Origin of the sequence: Lichenihabitans sp. PAMC28606, assembly GCF_020616535.1 — a bacterium.
Lineage (GTDB): Bacteria > Pseudomonadota > Alphaproteobacteria > Rhizobiales > Beijerinckiaceae > Lichenihabitans > Lichenihabitans psoromatis.
On the sequence record NZ_CP085136.1, the window covers coordinates 3,279,528 to 3,299,570 of the forward strand.

Genomic DNA, 20,043 nt, shown 5'->3' on the forward strand with positions numbered 1-20,043 from the left:
TCAAGGGTTGAGGCGTAACCAGTCCGATGGTCGGCTTGGGACCGGCCGGCGCAGTCAAGCCGCTGTCAGGGGTCAGTGCTGCACGATTTCCTTGCGGTCAGCGCTGTCGACGAGTCCCGGAAGCGCATCCACCATCTCCTTGCGAATATCCGCATCGAGGTGGCGCAGCGCCAGAGCTTCAGACGCCTGATCCTTGCCGTCGCCGCTGCCGGACATTCCGACGATATAATCCGCCAGTTCCAGAACCGTCATGGCTCCGGCCGAAGTCGACAGCGGTGCGTCCAAGGCAAAGCGCTCTTCCAAGCCCATGCCGAGTTCGACGGCCATCAGCGAGTCGAGGCCGATTTCCATCAAGGGTTTGCTGCGGCTGACGTCGTCGCGCGGAAGACGAAGAATGCGCGCGATCTCCTCCGAGATCGTCTCGACGATCGCCTTCGAGGCAGCCGCCGGTCCCAGCTTTTCGACCAGCGCCTTGACGTCGATCTTCGCGACATCGCCGGCTTCCGACACCTGCACGCCATGCATCAGTTCGGCGAAGCTGCTGGACCGCAACACCGGGAGATGTTCCCGAGCCGTCGACCAGTTCACCGAGGCAACCGCCAGAACTGCGGGATCAGGCAGCGTGGCCGCAATCGGCAGGATGTCGGCCAAATGATCGAGCGCGTCTCTCGCCTTCATCCCGAGGACGCCCGACCGGGCGAGGAGATTGGTCGTGCTCGACCCCGAGCGTGCGAGAATGCCGACGTCCTCGATCGCGCCCCAGGCCACAGCAAAGCCGGGCAGACCCTCTTTTTGCCGCCGCCGCGCTAACGCCTCCAAAAACGCATTCGCTGCAACATAGGCGCTTTGTCCAGGATTGCCGATCATGGTCGTGGCGGACGAATAGAGCAGGAAATAATCGAGCGTGCTGGTCCGCGTCGCTCGATCGAGAATTTCGGCGCCGATCATCTTGGCCGACAGGACATTATCGAGCTTGGTCCGATCGAGGTTCGCCACGATCGCATCGTCGAAGACGGTCGCGGCATGGATGACACCGGCAAGTGGCGGCATCGTCCGTGCTGTTTCGGCCAAAAGGTCGAGCACCGCCGCCTCGTTGGTGATGTCCAGGCTAGCGATATGAACCGACACGCCGGCCTCCGTCATCGCATCGACGGCCTGTTTCGCATCCTCACTGGCGGCTCCGGAACGCCCGATCAGGATCAGGTGCCGCGCGCCTCGGTCCACTAGCCATTGCGCCGTCGCAATGCCGAATCCGCCGAGCCCCCCCGTGATCAGGTGGGTTCGATCGGGCGACACCATGAAGGATTGTGCGGATTGCGTCCGTTCCGTCGGCAACGCGGGCGGCACGATCACGATTTTGCCGACATGGCCCGATCGCTGCATGACGCGAAACGCATCGACGACGTCATCGGATGAGAAGATGCGGTAAGGGAGCGGCGACAAGGACCCCTCGTCAAACAGCGCCATTACGTCATCGAACAAGCTTTGGCCCGGTGCGTCCCCCTTCAAAATCAATTGATCGAGATCGACGCCGAAATAGGACAGGTTGCGGCGGAACGGCTTCAGGCCGATATGGGTGTTAGCCACATAGTCCCGCTTGCCGAGTTCCACGAAGCGCCCAAAGGGCCTCAGGACCGCAATGCTGCGCTCCATCGCTTCGCCCGATAGGCTGTTCAGCACGACGCCCACACCACCATCCGTCACACGGCGAATATCGTCGACGAACTGATTAGAGCGGGAATCGAAGACATGTTCCGCGCCAAGCGCGGTCAACAAGTCGCGACGCTCGGGCGAGCCGGCCGTCGCGATGATGCGAGCACCGCGCCAGCGCGCGATCTGCATAGCCGCGAGACCGACACCACCGGCGCCGCCATGGATCAGCACCCACTCGTCTTCGTCGAGGCGGGCGCATCGAACCAAGCCATAGTAGGCCGTCAGAAATGCCACCGGGACCGTTGCTGCGGCCGCCATCGACAATCCGTCGGGCATCGGAGCGACGACGCTTTCAGTGACGGTCACATGGGTTGCCAAGGCTGCCTTGGCGAAAGCCAGGACCTTATCGCCAACCTTGAATCGCGTGACGCCAGCCCCGACGCGAACGATCCGCCCGGCGCCTTCGAGCCCAAGGGTCGCTCCCGCATAGCCGTCCTCGAGGATTTCCTCCGGGAGGATCGAGAGACCCCACATCACGTCTCGGAAGTTAAGGCCGGCGGCTTCGACCGCGATCTCGACTTCGCCAGCATCGGGCTCCCGACGCAGTTCAGGCGCCCAACGCAGCCGGTCGAGGCTCGAATTTTCCCCCTTGACGAGCCGGAGCACGGACACGTCCGGGTCGATCGCGCCGCCGAGTTGGGGATCGACCTTGGTGAAGCGAAGCACATGGGTGCCGGATTCGTCCAGCACGATGTCGGTCTCGGCCGTCCCGGACAAGATGACATCGCGAAGCCGCCGCGCCGCGACATCCGCCGTCAAACCTGGAACGAGATCGATGCGGCGAATGTCGAGGGCATGAACCTCATTGGCGAGCGTCCGCGAGAAAGCCCACACGCCGGCCTCGACCGCGTCCGCGCCCTGTCCGCATCGCGTCGCGCCCGGGCAGACGATCCAGAGCGAGGTTTTCTTCGCGCCGGTCAGTGACACCAGCCGCTTCAGGTCGAGACACCGCTCCGCCAGCCGTTCAGCGGAAGTCAGATCGCCGGCGGGTTGAGCCAGATAAACGAGCGTTTCGGGGATCTCAAGCGGCGTCTCGGCCGCGCCGCTTGTATCCGCCAGGCTCGAGACCTTGAGGCCCGAGAACATCAGCATCGTGGCCAAAGCGCTCGCGGTTCCGCTCATGGGGCCACTGTCGCCGATGACCAGCGCGTCGCCCTTGAACACGCGGGCTGCTCGCGCCGCGCTTTTCCGGCCGACGCAGAGAAGCGCATAATCCGTGTCGTTCGTCGGCAGAACGGAGACCTCCGTCAAGTCGATCTCGGCGAGCGCACGGGTCCATCCGGCTTCCGACGCGACACCCGGGTAGCGGATCTCGACCGTGTCGGCCGACGCGGTCAGGACCGCATGCAAGCCAAACACGAGATCGCGGAAAACCGATGCTTCGGCTTCGACGGCGATCAGCACGGCATTGGGCGCCATGGCGTCCGAGACGCCCAGCCAAGCGGTGCGGTCGGCCGCAATCCGGTAGAGGCTTTGCGCCGCGATCACGACGTCGAAGGAGGCTGGAGCCAATTGATCGACCCCCGCCACGAAAGCGAGACGATCGTGTTTGTCGAAGGACAGACGTGCCCGTTCGAGGCGACGACGATCCGGCTCGACGATCGTCAGTTCGGCCGAATGGGCTTCGGCGAGCCGCACCGCATGGGCAGAAAGGGGTCCATCGCCGATCTGCAGGACGCGCATGGCACGGTCCTTCGGCCAAGCGCCATCGAGGCGGGCAAGGATGTCGGCCAGCAATGTCGCCGATCCGAGCGCCGCGTGACCGCCGAACTCAAACCCGTCGATGGCCGTCAGGGTGGCGGGCGCCGAGCCGCCGAAGCTGCCTTTCGCGATCGTGTCGATGAGAGCACCGGTCCGAGCCGCGAGCAGCAATTCTGCCGAGCGATTCGGATGATCTGCCGCCAGCGCGCGGAGAATGTCGCGCGGATCGGGCAATTCAGAATTTGCCACCACCATGTAGCCGGCGTCGCCATTGACGACGAGGCCACTGCGCTCCAAGGCGCCCAACAGGCGTGTGAACCATTCCGTCAGTCTCGGCTCGATCGTGCCAGCCGCAACCAAGGCCTCGATATCGATGATGCCGTTCTGGCTGAGCGCTTCGAACAGACCGAAGGCGACCGCCGTGGCCCATCCATCGAGCAGAACGTAATCGTAAGGAGCCGTGGCGTCATCACCGCTCAACCGCCCCGCGGCTTTCGCGGCCGAAACGACCTGCGCGGGCGTGATTGCCGGTTCTTCCTGAACCGCGAGGGGTTCGGCCGCAAGGATCGCTTTTTGCCCAATATAATCGATTGGCCGCTCGGACGAGCGGAACGCGTTCATGGCTTGAAAGCGGGCCTTGTGGAGCAGGGCAACCGGGCGGTTGTGGGCGTCGACCAGGGTGAAATGCACCACGATGGTTCGCTCGTCGCTTCGGACGACCTCGATATAGGCACGAGCAACCGGAACATGCGGTTGAAAGAGCTTCACTTCAGAAATCCCGACCGGGACATAGGGCTTCAACCGACCGGCAACAGCAAGATCGGCGAAGAGCAGCACCAACCCGTGAAAACATGCGTCGACCCGGGCCGGATCGATCCCGAAGCGCTGGTCGCCCTCGCCCGAGACGAGATCCACGACGATCGCGTCGGGCCCCACTCGATAGACGCTCTCGAGGAGCTGAAAAGCCGGTCCATATTGAAGGCCGGAAATCGCGGCCGCCGGGTAAAGATCTTTTCCCGACATGGTCGCACGACCCTCGGGCTCAGACCAATCTGGGACATCGACGGGGGCGCCGGTGAAACGGAGGATCTTGGCAACCGCATGGGTTTGCCACGCCGCTTGACCGAGCCTTGGTCGGCTCATGATCTCGATCGTGCCGGTGACCGGCTGAACACGGCAGCGGACACCGCGAGACGCCGTCCCGGCCAGGATCATCGGCTGGTGGATCTCGAAATCCGCGATCGCTGCCGTCTCAGTGCCGAGCCAGTCGCGCGCGACCGCAAGCGCCATTTCGGCGAAGGCCGCTCCCGGCAGAAGAACGTGACCTTCGACCACATGATCGGCCAGGGCCGGCACCAGCGCTGTATCGATCTGCGAGTGCCATTCGAGTTGATCGAGCGCATAACGAGCGCCGACAAGCGGATGCCAGGGTCGAGCCGTCAGGAACCCGATGGCCTCGGTCGTATCCCCCAGCCGATAGCTTTTCTTTTGCCACGGATACGAGGGCAGGGCGGATAAAGGTCCCGGATCAATGCCCAGCACCGAACCCTGCCGGAGCACGGCACCCCGCGACAAAGCAACCGCGGCCGCGGTGCGGAAGGCGTCGGCACTTTGCTCCTTGCGGTCGAGAACCGGAAGCGTCGCGATCGTGATGTCACCGGCCGCTAGCGTGTCGTTGATATGCGACAGGAGAATCGGGCTCGGCCCGATCTCGACGAAAAGACGCGCGCCGAGGCGCGTGGCTTCCTCGATTGCCTGCGAGAACAGCACAGGCTCGCGCACGTTGTGCCACCAGTAAAGCGCGTCGAGATCGGTACCGGGAAGAGCCGTGCCGGTCACGGTCGACACGAAAGTCGCGGTGCCTGTGGCGCTCGGCAGCGTGCCGAGATCGGCGAGAAGCGGTTGTTCAATCGGCGCGATCAGCGCGCTATGAAACGGATAGGCGATATCGAGTTTCTGCGCCCGCGCCTTCAGACCGCGCGCCGAAACCGCGAGCTGGTCGAGCGCCGCCAGCGAGCCGGAAAATGTGTAGGCGCGCGGGCTGTTATAGGCCGCGATCGACAGGCCGGGAATCGTCTCGAGCAAGGTCTCGGCCGCCTCGCGCGAGCCGATCACGACGGTCATGCCGCCCGCCTCGAAGGCCAGTTCTTGATGCAAGCTGCGGAAATAGATCACTTTGACGGCAGTCGCGAGATCGAGGATCTCTGCGGCTTCCGCCGCCGCTACCTCGCCGACGCTATGTCCGAAGACGAAGTCGGGCACCAGCCCGAGTTGTTTAAGCGCGAAGGTCGTGGCCGACTGAATGGCGAAAATCAGCGGCTGCGCGACGCTCGTTTTGCCGAGATGCTCATCGAGCGCGTCATTCATCAGCATGGTCGCGAGGGACCAGCCCGCACGCGGCCGAAACAGGGTGTCGACCTCGTCGAAGCGGGTCCGAAACGCATTGGAGTCCCGATAGGCTGTGCGGCCCATGCCGACCCACTGGCTACCATTGCCCGAATACACGAAGGCGACCGGCGCCTCCCGACCGACTGCCGTTCCGACGATAGCGGGCGGCGTATTTTCACCATTGGCCTGCGCCACGGCCCGCAAAGCGGTCGCAACGTCCGTATCGCGATCGACCGGCAGCACCAAACGCTCGATCAGGGTGTCGCGTCGATGATTGGCGGCGGCCATCAGCGTCGCCGCGTCGGGCCTCACTGCGTCACTCCGCTGTGCTGCAGCATCGATGCGCTGCGCGTAGGTCTCTGCGAGATCGGCCAAAGCGGCCCGCGTATGGGCCGACAACATCAGCACGTTCGGCGCAGTCGCCGGTTCGCGGTTGGTAACCGGAGGAGCGTCGCCGAGCACCACATGGGCGTTCGTGCCGCCAAACCCGTAGGAGCTGACGCCAGCGAGCCGTGGCGTGGAGCCGCGCTCCAGGGCAATCGCCGTCGATGCCACCCGCAAATTGAGGCGGTCGAAGTCGATGTTCGGATTGGGCTCATCGCAATGGAGCGACGCGGGAAGTAGATCGTTTTCGAGCGCCAGCATGGCCTTCAGCACGCCGGCCAGCCCGGCCGCGGCTTCCGTATGGCCGATATTGGACTTGATCGAGCCAATCGGCAGCGGCGCGATGCGTCCCCGTCCCAACGTTTCCCCGAGCGCGGTCGCTTCGATCGGATCTCCGACCGGCGTGCCCGTTCCATGCGCCTCGACGAAGGCGAGATGATTGGGGTCGATTGACGCTCCACCGTAGAGCTGCTCGAGCAATTGCGATTGACGCTTCTTGGATGGCAGTGCGATTCCGTTGGTGCGCCCATCGGAATTGACGCGCGTTTCGATGACGGTGCCGTGAATACGGTCCGTCCCTTCTGCGACGCTGCCAGGTGCTCGCAGGACCAGCACGGCCCCGCCTTCGGACCGCACATAGCCGTCGGCGTTGGCCGAGAACGCCTGGCATAGGCCGACGCGCGACAGCATCGAAGCCTGCGAAAAATTCACGAATTGAAACGGGGTCGTCAGAATGCTGACACCGCCGACGATAGCGGTCTCGATACGGCCGCTTCGCAGCGCCTGAACGGCGGCATCCAGCGCCACGATCGAGGAGGAGCAAGCCGTGTCGACCGTAAAACTCGGGCCATTCAGATCGTAGATGTAGGAGACACGATTAGCCAGGATCGAGGCGGCATTGCCAGTGGCGAAATAGCCATCGGTCGACGCAATATCGAACATCTTCGAATTGCCGTGATCGGTCGTGGATGCGCCGACAAAAACACCTGTCTCTGTCCCGGCGATGCTGGACGGCTTGATGCCGGCGTCTTCCAACGCTTCCCATGTCAATTCAAGCAGCAGCCTCTGCTGCGGATCCATCTGCTCGGCTTCCCGTGGCGACAGGCCGAACGCCGCTGGATCGAAGCCCCAGATGTCGTCGAGAACGCCAGCCGCCCACGTGTAGCTCCGGCCCCGCTCGCCATGCCGGGGATGGCCGAACCGGTCCAACGACCATCGGTCGGATGGAATATGAGTAACCGCACATTTGTTATCGCGGAGCAATTGCCACAGGCGCGACACAGAATTCGCGCCCGGGAGGCGACATGCCCTTCCGACAATTGCGATTTCAGAGTTCTTTTTCAATGTGCCTCTTTCGCTGACTGTCGAAGCGAATCCAGTACCAACTCATCAGGCCACGACCGCGTCCGCGGACTCTATCCACGATTGCAACACAAAGCGGTATCCGGCTCGGGTCGGTTGCGCAAGGTTGGACGCTTGACAGGCTGCCGACGTGCGGGCCTGCGAACGACCACCACAATGCTGAGTCGCAGGTCCGCCCAAGGTAGCGACGATGCTCTGGGCAGACGCCGTCATGCCGGGTCTCGTGACGTCACGCCGATCATAATTGCATCGATGGATTGCGATCGCCCCTCACACATGGCTTCCGCCGTTTTGTTTGACTTGCGCGCGATCGATTGTCTAGCCCCGCCAGCACCACCGCCGCCGCCCTCGGTTTTATGCTCAACTGGCAAACCGAGCGTAAAGTGCCGCCATATTCGTCTCGTAACGCTCCACAGAAAACTTAGATGCCTGGATCCGTCCGCGCTCGGTCAGATCGAGGCAGAGGTCCGAATCCTTATCGAGCGTCCGGACCGCCCGGGCGATCGATGCGACATCCATGGGATCGACCAGAAGCGCGGCATTGCCTGCAATTTCCGGCAGCGATGACACGTTGGAGGTGATCACCGGTGTTCCGAGCAACATGGCTTCCAACACGGGCAGGCCAAACCCCTCGTAGAGCGAGGGAAAAATCAACGCGCGTGCGCCCCGGATGAGGCTGACGAGTTGGTCGAACGGCACATGGTCGACATGTCGGACCATCCGCTCCGCCGCGATCCGCTCCCCGGTGACGCGATAGCTCAGGAAGCGTTCGTCCTGCATGCGTTTGACGTCGCCCTCGAATTGCCAACCGAGGCCGCCGGCGATCACCAAGGGTCGCTTCGAGCCGGACGCGAGGTAACCATCGATCAGGCGCGACACATTTTTTTTCGGTTCGATGGCACCGAAAAAAAGAAAATATCCGTCCATGTCGAGTTCGAAGATATGCGCGAGATCTGCCGCAACGGCATCATCGCTCCGCGACAGCAGATGCTGCGGCATGCTGACGCTTTGGTGGGTGTTGGTGATCCTGTCCTCGGAAATGCCGGTCAGCTTGATGATGTCGCGGCGGGAGAATTCCGACACCGTGATGATGTGGTCGGCCTTGGCGCAAAGCTCCTTCGTCAGATTGTAGAAGAACTTCTTGTTGGTCAGCGAGGTGTAGGGCAGCCGGATCGGGATGATGTCATGGATCGTGTAGAGGTTGGCGGCCCCGCGCACCTGAAGCGGCACCGGAGAGGTCGCGTGGAAGATGTCGGGCGTTCTATCGAACTGCATCACCGCTCGCCGCCCATGGACGCGATAGAGGGCCTCGCCGATCAGAAAGAGCTTGAAGCTCGCGAATGTGCTGGCAAAGGCTTTTTTGCTTTCGGGCGTTGGATCGACGACCGCTCCCGTATTAAGCACCTTCGTCGGGCGAATGTCCGAAAAGCCCCCTAACGAGGCGCGCCAGCCGACCTTGACGACTTGCGAAATCGTCAGCCGTTTGCCTGGTACATCGTGAAAGCGGATCTCGTTCAGCACCGGGTCTTTCTTGTCCGGCGGGTATTCGCTGGACACGACCTGTTGCGTGTCGAACCCGAGCTTGCGAGCCAGGATGCCGAGCAGCCGCGCGTAAGTCGCAATGCCGGTCCCCCCCTTGCGATAGGCATCTCGCCCGTCGAATAAAATCGTCGCCATCGTGTCGTTCTGACCCCCAACCCGATCGTCCGGCTCGCTTCACCGGGCCGATCGGAACATGCCGGAAAGACGTGTCGCAACCATCGTCGAACGCGGATGCCTCGGGGTTTAGAATGAAAGCAGCTGGAAATGAAGCTCTGGCTTTGCATGCGGGCGCCGCGTGCCTTGACGGAACCGCTCGCTCTCTTCAAGGGTCTGGGTTCAGTCGAACCGAGCGGCAAGGCTCCAATTTGGCGCCACAGCCGCCGAAACCGACTTGAAGCCACATAACGATTGCAGTCATGGTGCTGCTTGCGATGACACATGAGGGCATGACGAATTGCTGAGAGCGGGTGATGTTCACGATGCGATCGTGATCAGCGGATCGAGCGTCCTTGGCCAATGGGTCTCGGACTTGGTGCGCGAAGCCTGCGTCAGGGCGACGCCGCCCGTCGATGTCGAAATCGCCGACCGGGATCAGGCGCCAGCCGACCTTGGGCGTATCGAGGGCGCACGTCGAACGTTGATCGTCACACATCCAGGCCGACGCATCGCCGACGCTGTCGCGGGCGCGAGGATCCCGGTCGTTGCGGTGCTGGACGATCCCGTCGACAGCGTTCGCTTCACCAAGGCGGCCGCTGGAACGGATGTGCTGAATGCCTTGAGACTGTCGACCTCCTGCGCCGCAGCCAATCACGTGTTGCCGAACAATTCCGCCGTCACCCTCGTTCATCGCGCGTTCCAGGGGTCAGCTCTGGAAATCGTCGCGCTTGTGGTGGAGCATCTCCGCCTGGACTTGGAGCCGACCAATCTGCAGGCGTTGATCGAAGCCTTTGCCGGGCCAGTCGATGCGCCCTGGAGCCTTGAGACGGCGCTTGAACGCCGAGTGCCTCATTACGTCCGGCTCGATCACTTGGCCGACACCATCACGGCCGACGAGGCGATGCTGGCTCGTCAGGTTCTGTCACCGATGGTGCTGGGCGCGATCAGCCACGACATCGGTATCATCACATGGCCGTCGAAGGTGTTCCTCTCGGGCGACAAACCCAACGAGGTCGCGCCGGCCGTCGCGGACGTGACGGGTGCAGCGCGGATCATCTATTACGGACCCTATTTCCATCTCCCGCCCGGGACCTGGCAAGTCCGACTGATTCTGGCTTTTTCGATGGAGGCGCGGGGAACGCCGTTCCGGCTGACCTTTTATTGCGACAACAAAGCCATCGCGAAAGTGTTGCTGCGTCCGAGCGATGGAGGCGCCTTTGAGGGCACGTTTACGATGCAGCACCACGACCCCGAGCATAATATCGAGGTTCATTTTATGAACGACGAAGGTACGATCGAGGGCCACATGGCCCTGGGTCAGGTGACGTTCTCGCGCATCGCCGGTTAGACCGGCGATTCGGCATCAAAGCGGCCAAGGACCATCGCGATCACAGCGACGAGTAGATCTTCACGGCCATGTCGAGATCGGTGAAGACCCGGCCGCGGCCATTCTTCATCACCAGCGCCTGCGAGCAATATTGCGTCACGACGTCCATGCCGTGGGTCGCGATGATCATGGCGCAATGCTTGCGGTATTCGAAGAGCTCGCGCACGCATTTCTCCTGGAAATGCCGGTCGCCGACCAGGATGACCTCGTCGATTAGAATGCAATCGAAGTTGATCGCAAGGGAGAGCGCGAAGCCGATCCGCATCTTCATCCCCGACGAGTAGAAGCGCATCGGCTCGTAAAGCAGGCGACCGAGTTCGGCGAAGCTGTCGACATAATCGAACACCTCCCGGAACGGTGCATTATAGACGCGCGAGATGAAGCGAATGTTGTCGTAGCCGGTGAGATCCCCCTCGAAGCCGCCCGCGAAGGCGAGCGGCCAGGACATCCGCAAGCCGCGATCGACATGGCCCGATGTCGGCCGCTGCAAACCCGACAGGATCTGGATCAGGGTCGACTTGCCGGCGCCGTTGCGCCCGAGGATGGCGATCCGCTCGCCCATATGCACCTTGAATGAGATGCCATCGAGAACGCGGCGGCGACCATGCTCGGTATCGAATTCCTTGACAATATTGACCGCAGCGATGGCACGCGGCGGCACAAGATCGGGCGTCTCGCCGGTTGCCGGTAAGCCGTTGCCGGCCAGTAAGCTGTTGACGAGATGGTGATTATGGGCGGCGTTGCTCATTTCTTGGCGTGATCCCAGACATCCTTGGACACCGACTTGAACACACGAAACACCCCATAGGAGATCGCGAGCGTCCCGAACACCGAGGCGAGGCGATAGGGATAAGCCGGAAAGTCCGGCAGGTCGGGCGCGGTCACACGTTCCAGAAACACGCGTTGCCGTTCCGCATCGAGGCGCGCCGACTCGAGCGATGCGAGTCCCGACATGAATGAGCGCTCGGCGAATTGCTGCTCGAGCAGGAGGCGCTGATATTCGGCGATGCGGGGCGCCAGCGAGGCGGTGGTACCGCCCAACAATTGACGCTGCTTGCCGATCTGATCCTGCAGGGCGGCCACGCGGGTCCGCAACGTCGGGATCTCGGGGCTTTGAGGCGTCGTGGTCGCGAGTTCGGCGAGACGCGCGTTGCTGTTCGAGGTCTCGAGCGACAGGCGGGAGATGCTATCGACGATGCCGGTCGAGGACTTGGTCGGGTCGACGACGTTTTCCCGGTTGCGGAAGGCCGTCACCTTGTCGAGAGCATCGTACGCGCGCTGCTTCCCATCGTCGACCTGCGCGACGGCTGACTTGATCGCATCGTTCTGGGCCCGCACGTTGAGGCCGTTGAGGAACACTTCCGTGTGGGCCAGCAGCGCGCCAGCCATGCGTCTTGCATCCTCCGGCTCGAAAGCCTGGAAGCCGAGCGTCAGGATGCCGCTCGATTGTTCATAGGCGATGCTGACGAATTTCAAATAATGCTTCATCAGCCCTTCGGTATCCGACGAGCGGAACGGGCCTGGATAGCGCCAGAGAAAGTCCCATCCGGCCTTGTCGAACACGGCCCGCAATCCGTCCTTTTCGACCAATTGTTCCATCGCGTCGCGCGACAGCATATAGGCTTTGGCGATATAGGCATCGTCGCCCGCTCGAACGATGCTCGAGCCCGAGACGAGGGATGCGAGTTCGCTCGACGCCGCGCTGCCGGGCGACCGAACGACGAATTTGACCTCGGATTGGTAGCGGGACGAGGCGATGCCGAAATAGTAGAGGGCAGCCAGGAGTGTCGGCAGGACGACGATGATCAGGAAGGGCAGGTTTCTGTAAAAACCGCTGCGGGAGCGCTGTCGTGCCTGAAGGGAGGCGTCGCCGCCCTCCTGATCAGGAACGATGCGAATGAGCTTGACGTTCTGGACTTCGATTTCTTCGCTTCGCAACGGCTTCATAGACCTTCAGCCCTCAAGACGAGCGTGCCATAGCATGGATCGTCGGTACGGCACGTCCCGAGTGGACCGTGGTGACCCTGGACACCGACGCCGACGGGGGATAATGACGTCGGAGACGCAAGTCTACCGCCGAGGGCGTGCAATACAAAGCGATTGGCGCCGAATTGCGGCCGGATGCAAACCGTCAAGACCAGAGGCCGCGCGCCGGTTCTGCAACGAGCCAGTCGTCACGAGCATCGCTTGACGGCGCGAAGCCCTTAAATTGACATAGGCCTGAGACATGGCCACTAGCGACGCAATCGCGACTCCCGCGCGACCCATTCGGCCTCCGGGTTCGGCCGCAACCAAGAGTCCCTCATGACAGACGTTCGTCAGGTCGAGCTAAACGACACCGTTCTGCGGACCGGACCCAACGACCTTACCCCCGCTCAAGGGCGCGATCTTCGTGGTGCTCCCAGCGCGGGCGGCCCGATCGCAGGCGTGTTGAAGCGAGCCCGGACCGGTATCAAGTGGCGTCCCTACCTGATGCTGCTGTTTTATTTCGCCCCGACGCTTGTGACGGGTGCTTATTACGGTTTGATCGCCAGCGATCGTTACGTATCGTCTGCGGCCTTCATCGTGCGGACAGCCTCCAAGCCGAGCGGGAGCGGCGGCCTGAATTCGCTGCTTCGTATGGCGGGCATGAGCCGGTCGGACGACGATACCTATTCGGTCCAGAATTTCTTGGAATCCCGCGATGCTGTGAAAAAGCTGGAAGAGCATCTGCCGCTTGCGGAGATGTATGGTCGCGGAGCCGATTTTATCTCGCGCTACCCCTCCTTGATGTTCGGCAGCACACAGGAGGAATTATACAAATATTATACAAAGATGACCTCGGTGGTTTACAGCACCGCGACCGGCGTGACCTCGCTGGAGGTTCAGGCGTTCCGTCCCGACGACGCACAGGCGATCGCCGTGGCGCTGCTCGATCTGGGTGAGGACCTGGTCAACCAGTTGAATGCGAACATCCACAAGGATGCGGTGACGACCGCCGAGCGGGAGGTGAAGCGCAACGAGGATCGGTTGACCGACGCGCAAGTCGCCGTCACGGCCTTCCAGAACAAGGAAACCATGATCGATCCCGTGACCAGCTCGGTCTTGGTCTCGACCTTGGTGGCTAAGTTGCAGAACGATTTGGCACAAACGCAAGCGCAGATTTCGGATATGACGGCTGGATCGCCAAACAATCCAGGGCTGATCAATCTTCGTCGGCAGGCTGACGCGACCCGCGCCCAGATCGACCGCGAACGATCCCGCGTCTCAACCGTCGATGGCGGTCTTGCCGATAAGTTGGGAACTTACGAGCGGCTGGCTCTCGAGCGCGAGTTCGCCACGAAGGCACTGGCGCTCGCCAATTCGTCACTCGACACGGCGCGGGCCGAGGTTCGCCGCAAGCAGCTTTACATCGAGCGGATCGTCGAGCCGAACCTCAGCGACCATGCGACCCTTCCGCTCCGGTCCTGGATCACCTTCACGGTGTTGTGCGTCAATGTCCTGGGTGTCTTCATCGCCTGGCTCGTGATGTCGGGCGTCAAGGAGCATGTCTCCTCTCCGCATTGAGACACGATCGGCCTTGCGGAACGCCGCTTCAGCGCGGCTCTTCGGCCTTTAGCCCGACACCATCTCGTCCGGGAAGCATGCGCTGAAGTTCGGGCTCCCGGTCAAACCATTGGTGCTTGAGCGCGCCGGCGACATGAGCGACCACCATCGCGTAGAGCACGTAAGCAAAAGCCGTATGCACGCGGCCAAACAGATCGTGCCAAAAATCCTTTTGGGCCGGATCGATGGCGGTGAGCCATCCGATTCTCGGCCAAGGTATCAGGCCGTACAGATACATCGGATGCGTCGCCGCCTCCTTCCAAGCCGAGTCGTGCATCCAGCCTGACAGGGGCAGGCAGAAGATGAGAAGATACAGCACGCCATGCGCCGCATGGGCGCTCCACCGCTCCCACTTTGGGTAGCCGGGCGGAAGCGCAGGTGGGGTGTGGGTCGCGCGCCACAACACGCGCATGATCGCCAAGCCCAGCACTGTGATGCCGAAAGACTTATGCGTGTCGATCACGGGACGCACCATGGTGTCCGGCAGGCTGTCGACCACCCAAATCATGATCACATTCGCGGCGATGAGGGCTGCGACGAGCCAGTGAAACACCATCGCGGTGCGCGTGTAGCGTTGGATCATCCTCGAGCCTCCACGCCGATCATGACGCTCACGAGGGGTCCCGTCCAGGATCGTCCACGTGACGCGTTGGACCGTGCGGAACGGTAACGAGCCCGAGCCGCTGCTGCACCCCCCACGTCCGTTCACCGGTCAGAAACATGACCCATCCCCAGGCGGCGCCGAGATGGCGAAGCAACTGAAAGCTGAACGGCTCCAGCAGGGCGGCGAGGAGACCGGACCCGAAACTGACCGACGCCGAGGGTGCGGCCCAGCGGCGATAAAGATGGATCGACCAGAGGTGAAAAGCGAAATCGATCAGGATCTTCAACCCGATGACGCCGGCCACGGGATTGACCAAAGAGAACCGTCCGGTCACGGCGTAGACGGCCAACAGCCCGAAAGCCGTCAGACCATAGATCGGCTGCAGCGTGTCGGCAGCCTTGACGGGCAGCATCAACAAGCCGAGCCAGCCATAAGCGCCGTTCCCGACCATATCGCGATACCAATATTGCGTCTGCAGGAAGCCGCCGAACCAACGTCGCCGCTGGCGCAGAAAGGCGCCGGTCGAGCCAGGCGCGTCGGTCAAGGCGCGCGACGCCCCGACGACGCTGGTGGTCCAGCCTCGTCCCTCGCGCACGCTGTAGCGACGGAGCCGGTGGATGAGCTCGTAATCCTCGACGAGGCAGGCCGGATCGAAGCCACCAACCTCGATGACGGCTGTTCGACGAAAGGCTGCGAAAGCTCCGGAGATCAGCAGGAGACTGTCGACTTGCATCCAGGCATAGCGCGACAGGAAGTTGCGGATATATTCGTAGGTCTGAAACCACTGGAAGATGCGGCCGCCTGTCGTCGCGGCGCAGATGGGCGTCAGGATACCGGTCGCGGCGACGAGGGTGGGGTCGGCCGCGAAGGCATTCCGCATGGCCGCGATCGCGTCCGAGTCGAGCAACGTGTCGGCATCGACCGTGAGGACCATGTCGGTGTCGGTCAACACGATGGCGCTGTTGAGCGCCGCTGGCTTGCCCCCGTGGGGCAGTCGTAACCACTGCAGCGTGGGATATTGCGTACTACACGCGCTCATGGCGCCGATCTCTGGGCTGATCAGCCCAAACGAGCCTTCGAGCAGGGCGGCGGTGCCGTCCGTCGAGCCATCGTCCGCGATGACGATGCGGTCCGGCGGCTCGGATTGAGCGAAGAGGGCCGCCAGGGTCACGGGAAGGATGTCGGCCTCATTATGGGCCGCCACGATTACCCCGAGGCTGACGGGCCCGCCGTTTGCCTGACGTGCCGGAACGGCCCTTCGCAAGCTAAGTGTCTGCCAGAAGACAAAGAGCAAAAGCGCCGTGTCATAGCCGACGTAGGCTATTCCGATCGACCAGGCAAAAACGCCGTCGAGCACGAAGGCACGCGCGAACAGCAAGAGCCATAGCATTGAAATGCCGCCATGGATCAGGATGCTGGACCACGGCGTCGGCGGCGGGGATAGACGAGGCGAAGCCGCGACGAGCGCGTCTCTGAGCCGGTTCGAACTAGGGATGACCTGCCTCCCGTGATCCTCGTGAACGTCTCGTTAGACACAGCGATGGTGGCATGAGTTCAACCGGAATGATCGCGATCGCGCGACATATCGCCCGGAGGTGTGCGTTACGCGTCGCAGATCGCGATCGTTAGGCTGCGCCTCGGATCGCCTCGAGCACACGACTGAAAAAAGCCTGCCCATCGCTCGTGAAAGCGGCGCGCGCTCCGTTGACCGTCACGAGGCCACCGTCCTCAAGTTCCTTGATGGCGGCTGGGTCCGCCGAATGCCCGGCATCGTCTTTCAAAATGACGTCGATCACCGTCTCGCTGGAGGTGAGTTGGTGATAGGCCGCGAAGGCGAAAACCGCCCGCGCTTTATCGCTCAATGGGTTGGATGGCATGTCTGTCGCTTCCTCGAGCCGCGCGGTCGGGCAATTGCCGCGTCCGAACAAGGATGGAAGCGGCCCGGGGATGGTCAAGAGACGGCGTCTATTCGCCGCCCTGAAGCAGGGCACCATGGCAATGTTTGAACTTTCGGCCCGTGCCACAGGGGCAAAGCTCGTTGCGGCCAACTTTGCCCCATGTCGAGCTATCCTGCGGATCGCGATGCACGGCTGCGTCCGCAGTCAACACGGCCGCGCCGGCCGCAGCCGTATTAAAGGCGAAATCGCGATTGCCGAATTGAGGGTTGTTGTTTTCGAGCGCGACATCGTCGTCACCGGTCAACGGATCGGTATGCGAGGCGAACATGGGCGGAAGTTCGTTCTGCGGGGCCTCAAAGGCGATCTCGACCCGCATCAATTGCGCGGTGGTGCTCTCTCGCAGACGGGCCACGAGGCTGTTGAACAGGTCGAAAGCTTCCGACTTATACTCGTTCAGCGGATCGCGCTGCGCGAGACCGCGCCACCCGATCACTTGCCGCAGATGATCGAGCACGACGAGATGTTCGCGCCAGAGATGGTCGAGCATCTGGAGCACGACCTGCTTCTCGACATAGCGCATCACGTCGGGCGTATTTTGCGCCACGCGCGCCGCATAGGCCTCGTTGGCAGCCTTCTGGAGGCGTTCGTTCAATTCTTCGTCGCCAATGCCCTCTTCCTTGGCCCATTCGTCGACCGGGGCATCGAGGTTGAGGGTTTCGAGACACGCTTGCTTGAGGCCCGCCGTATCCCAGGTTTCGGCATAAGCGTCATGCGGGATGAAGCGGGCCACGAGATCGTCGACCACCGAGGTCCGCATCTCGTCGATCTGTTCCTCGAGCGAGTCCTGCGCCATCATTTCGCGACGCTGCTCGAACACCACCTTGCGCTGGGCGTTCATGACGTCGTCGTATTTCAGCACGTTCTTCCGCATGTCGAAGTTGCGCGCTTCGACCTTCTGCTGCGCCTTTTCCAAAGCCTTGTTGATCCACGGATGGATGATGGCTTCGTTTTCCTGCAGACCCAGACGCGTCAGCACCGCATCCATCCGCTCGGAGCCGAAGATCCGCATGAGATCGTCCTGCAACGACAAGAAGAATTTGGAGCTGCCCGGATCACCTTGGCGACCGGATCGCCCGCGCAATTGGTTGTCGATACGGCGGCTTTCATGGCGTTCGGTACCCATGATGTAGAGACCGCCAGCCTCCATGGCCTTCGTTTTGAAGGCGGCGATCTCGGCGCGGATGGCCGCTTCCTTGGCATCACGCGCGGGACCCGGCTCCATCGACCCCGCCTCGACCCCGATCCGCATCTCCTCGCTGCCGCCGAGTTTGATATCGGTTCCGCGACCGGCCATGTTGGTCGCTATCGTGATGGCGCCGGGCACACCGGCCTCGGCCACGATATAGGCTTCCTGCTCGTGGAAGCGTGCGTTGAGGATCGCGAAGGTCTTGGACGGCTTGCCGGACCGGGCGGACTTATACAGTTTGTCCAGCGCGTTCGGAGCCGTGAAGTCGATGCGCTGATAGCCTTGCTGGGCCAGCAACTCGCCGAGTTGCTCGGATCGCTCGATCGACGTGGTCCCGACCAGGATCGGCTGCAGCTTGGCATTTGCGGCCTCGATCTCGCGCACCACCGCCCGGGCCTTTTCCTCGGCGGTGCGATAAACCTCGTCGTCGCCATCGAGACGCGACACCGGGCGGTTGGTGGGGATTTCGATCACGTCGAGGCTGTAGATCTCGGCGAACTCGTCAGCCTCGGTTGCGGCCGTTCCGGTCATGCCCGCCAGCTTCTTGTAGAGCCGAAAGTAATTCTGGAACGTGATCGAGGCGAGCGTCACGTTCTCGGGCTGGACCGTCACATGCTCCTTGGCTTCGAGCGCCTGATGCAGCCCTTCCGAATAGCGGCGGCCCGGCATCATGCGGCCGGAAAATTCGTCGATGATGACGACTTCGTCGTTGCGGACGATATAGTCCTTGTCTCGACTGAACAGTTTATGGGCCCGCAGCGCCTGCTGGACGTGGTGCACGAGCGTGGCGTTGCTGGCCTCGTAAAGCGAGCCTTCCAGAAGGCCCGCCTCGGTCATCAAAGCCTCGATATGCTCGTTTCCGACCTCGGTCAGGTTGGTGGTCCGCTGCTTCTCGTCGAGGTCGTAATCCTCGCGGACAAGGTGCGGGATGAACTTGTCGACACTGTTGTAAAGGTCCGACTTGTCGTCCGAGGGGCCCGAGATGATGAGCGGCGTCCGCGCTTCGTCCACAAGGATCGAATCCACTTCATCGACGATCGCGAAGGAATGACCGCGCTGCGCCATCTGGCTCAGCTCGTATTTCATGTTGTCGCGGAGATAGTCGAAGCCGAATTCGTTATTGGTCCCGTAGGTGATGTCGGCCGCATAGGCCTCCTTCCGGGCGGTATCGTCGAGGCCGTGCACGATAATGCCGACGCTGAGGCCGAGAAAGCGGTAGATCTGTCCCATCCATTCGGCGTCGCGCCGGGCGAGATAATCGTTCACGGTCACCACATGCACGCCATTGCCGGCCAGCGCATTGAGGTACGTCGCCAGCGTGGCCACCAGCGTCTTGCCTTCGCCGGTCCGCATTTCGGCAATCGCGCCCTCATGCAGCACCATGCCGCCGATCAGCTGCACGTCGAAATGGCGCTGGCCGAGGACGCGCTTCGCGGCTTCGCGCACCGTCGCAAAGGCTGGCACCAGAATGTCGTCAAGCGTCTTGCCGGCCGCGAGCTCCGCTCTGAACGTCGCGGTACGCGCCGCAAGATCGGCGTCGCTCAGCGCTGCGATCTCCGGCTCAAGCGCGTTCACGGCGGCGACGCGAGAGGAGAAAGTCTTCAGCCTGCGGTCGTTGGATGAGCCGAAAATCTTTCTTGCGAGCGAGCCGAACATTGATGAAGACCTTTCGAAGCCGGCGGACCGGCTCGCGTTATGCGTTTTCGAACCAGTGTCACGGCATCACGGCGAATGCGCGACAAAGATCGTGCGTGATACACTATGCGATGAGATCGCGCTGCAAGGATGCAACGCGATGGGCGGCCCTTGCGGCGGTTCCGCAGTCGGACGCGCGAGAAAGCAATGGCAAAATTCCGCCATCGCAGATATGAGCGCCCGGAAACCTTGTCAATGCAGCGGAGGTTGGCAACGAGAGTTAGAGAGGCCGAAGGTCCAGTGACTTGATCCGAACCGGCGCGCTCAAGGGTTGGACGGGCCGAGGGTCGGCCGGTCTGGGCTTCGCTCGTCAAGGCTCCCGACCAACGCCCACAGCACGAGACAACAAAGACGCCATCCGCCCAAGGTCCACGCTGCTTTC

10 protein-coding genes are annotated in these 20,043 nt (G+C 62.3%); 2 read left to right on the top strand and 8 right to left on the bottom strand.

What is annotated here, in order from left to right; all coding sequences use genetic code 11:
• Positions 1-72: 72 nt before the first annotated feature.
• On the bottom strand, positions 73-7,530 hold the full coding sequence (locus LGH83_RS15460; protein WP_227399426.1) for a type I polyketide synthase: 7,458 nt from the start codon (positions 7,528-7,530) through the stop codon (positions 73-75).
• Between the two features lie 378 nt (positions 7,531-7,908).
• The gene (locus tag LGH83_RS15465; protein ID WP_227399427.1) at positions 7,909-9,225 is read right to left on the bottom strand and encodes a glycosyltransferase family 4 protein; all 1,317 of its coding nucleotides are present in this window, start codon (positions 9,223-9,225) and stop codon (positions 7,909-7,911) included.
• Between the two features lie 352 nt (positions 9,226-9,577).
• Between LGH83_RS15465 and LGH83_RS15470 the strand changes: the two genes are divergently transcribed.
• A complete protein-coding gene (locus LGH83_RS15470) occupies positions 9,578-10,594 on the top strand; it encodes a hypothetical protein (protein WP_227399428.1) in 1,017 nt (338 codons plus the stop codon).
• A 40-nt stretch (positions 10,595-10,634) separates the two neighbouring features.
• On the opposite strand, the gene LGH83_RS15475 is transcribed toward LGH83_RS15470, so the two are convergent.
• Both LGH83_RS15475 and LGH83_RS15480 read right to left on the bottom strand, forming a co-directional pair.
• Positions 10,635-11,381: an ABC transporter ATP-binding protein gene (locus LGH83_RS15475; protein WP_227399429.1), complete on the bottom strand. Its 747-nt coding sequence runs from the start codon at positions 11,379-11,381 to the stop codon at positions 10,635-10,637.
• Positions 11,378-12,580 carry a capsule biosynthesis protein gene (locus LGH83_RS15480; protein ID WP_227399430.1) on the bottom strand — a complete coding sequence of 401 codons (1,203 nt, stop codon included), beginning with the start codon at positions 12,578-12,580 and terminating at the stop codon, positions 11,378-11,380. Before LGH83_RS15480 ends, LGH83_RS15475 begins: the two co-directional genes overlap by 4 nt.
• Positions 12,581-12,937: 357 nt before the next feature.
• Between LGH83_RS15480 and LGH83_RS15485 the strand changes: the two genes are divergently transcribed.
• A complete protein-coding gene (locus LGH83_RS15485; protein ID WP_227399431.1) occupies positions 12,938-14,179 on the top strand; it encodes a hypothetical protein in 1,242 nt (413 codons plus the stop codon).
• Between the two features lie 28 nt (positions 14,180-14,207).
• Here LGH83_RS15485 and LGH83_RS15490 read toward each other — a convergent pair whose 3' ends face one another.
• From LGH83_RS15490 to secA, 4 genes are all read right to left on the bottom strand, one after another.
• The gene (locus LGH83_RS15490; RefSeq protein ID WP_227399432.1) at positions 14,208-14,801 is read right to left on the bottom strand and encodes a cytochrome b; all 594 of its coding nucleotides are present in this window, start codon (positions 14,799-14,801) and stop codon (positions 14,208-14,210) included.
• Positions 14,802-14,829: 28 nt separating this feature from the next.
• Positions 14,830-16,212, bottom strand: coding sequence for a glycosyltransferase family 2 protein (locus LGH83_RS15495; protein ID WP_227399433.1), 1,383 nt, complete (start codon positions 16,210-16,212; stop codon positions 14,830-14,832).
• 235 nt (positions 16,213-16,447) lie between these two features.
• On the bottom strand, positions 16,448-16,777 hold the full coding sequence (locus tag LGH83_RS15500; RefSeq protein WP_227399434.1) for a hypothetical protein: 330 nt from the start codon (positions 16,775-16,777) through the stop codon (positions 16,448-16,450).
• A 10-nt stretch (positions 16,778-16,787) separates the two neighbouring features.
• Positions 16,788-19,622: a preprotein translocase subunit SecA gene (gene secA, locus LGH83_RS15505; RefSeq protein ID WP_227399435.1), complete on the bottom strand. Its 2,835-nt coding sequence runs from the start codon at positions 19,620-19,622 to the stop codon at positions 16,788-16,790.
• Positions 19,623-20,043: the final 421 nt, after the last annotated feature.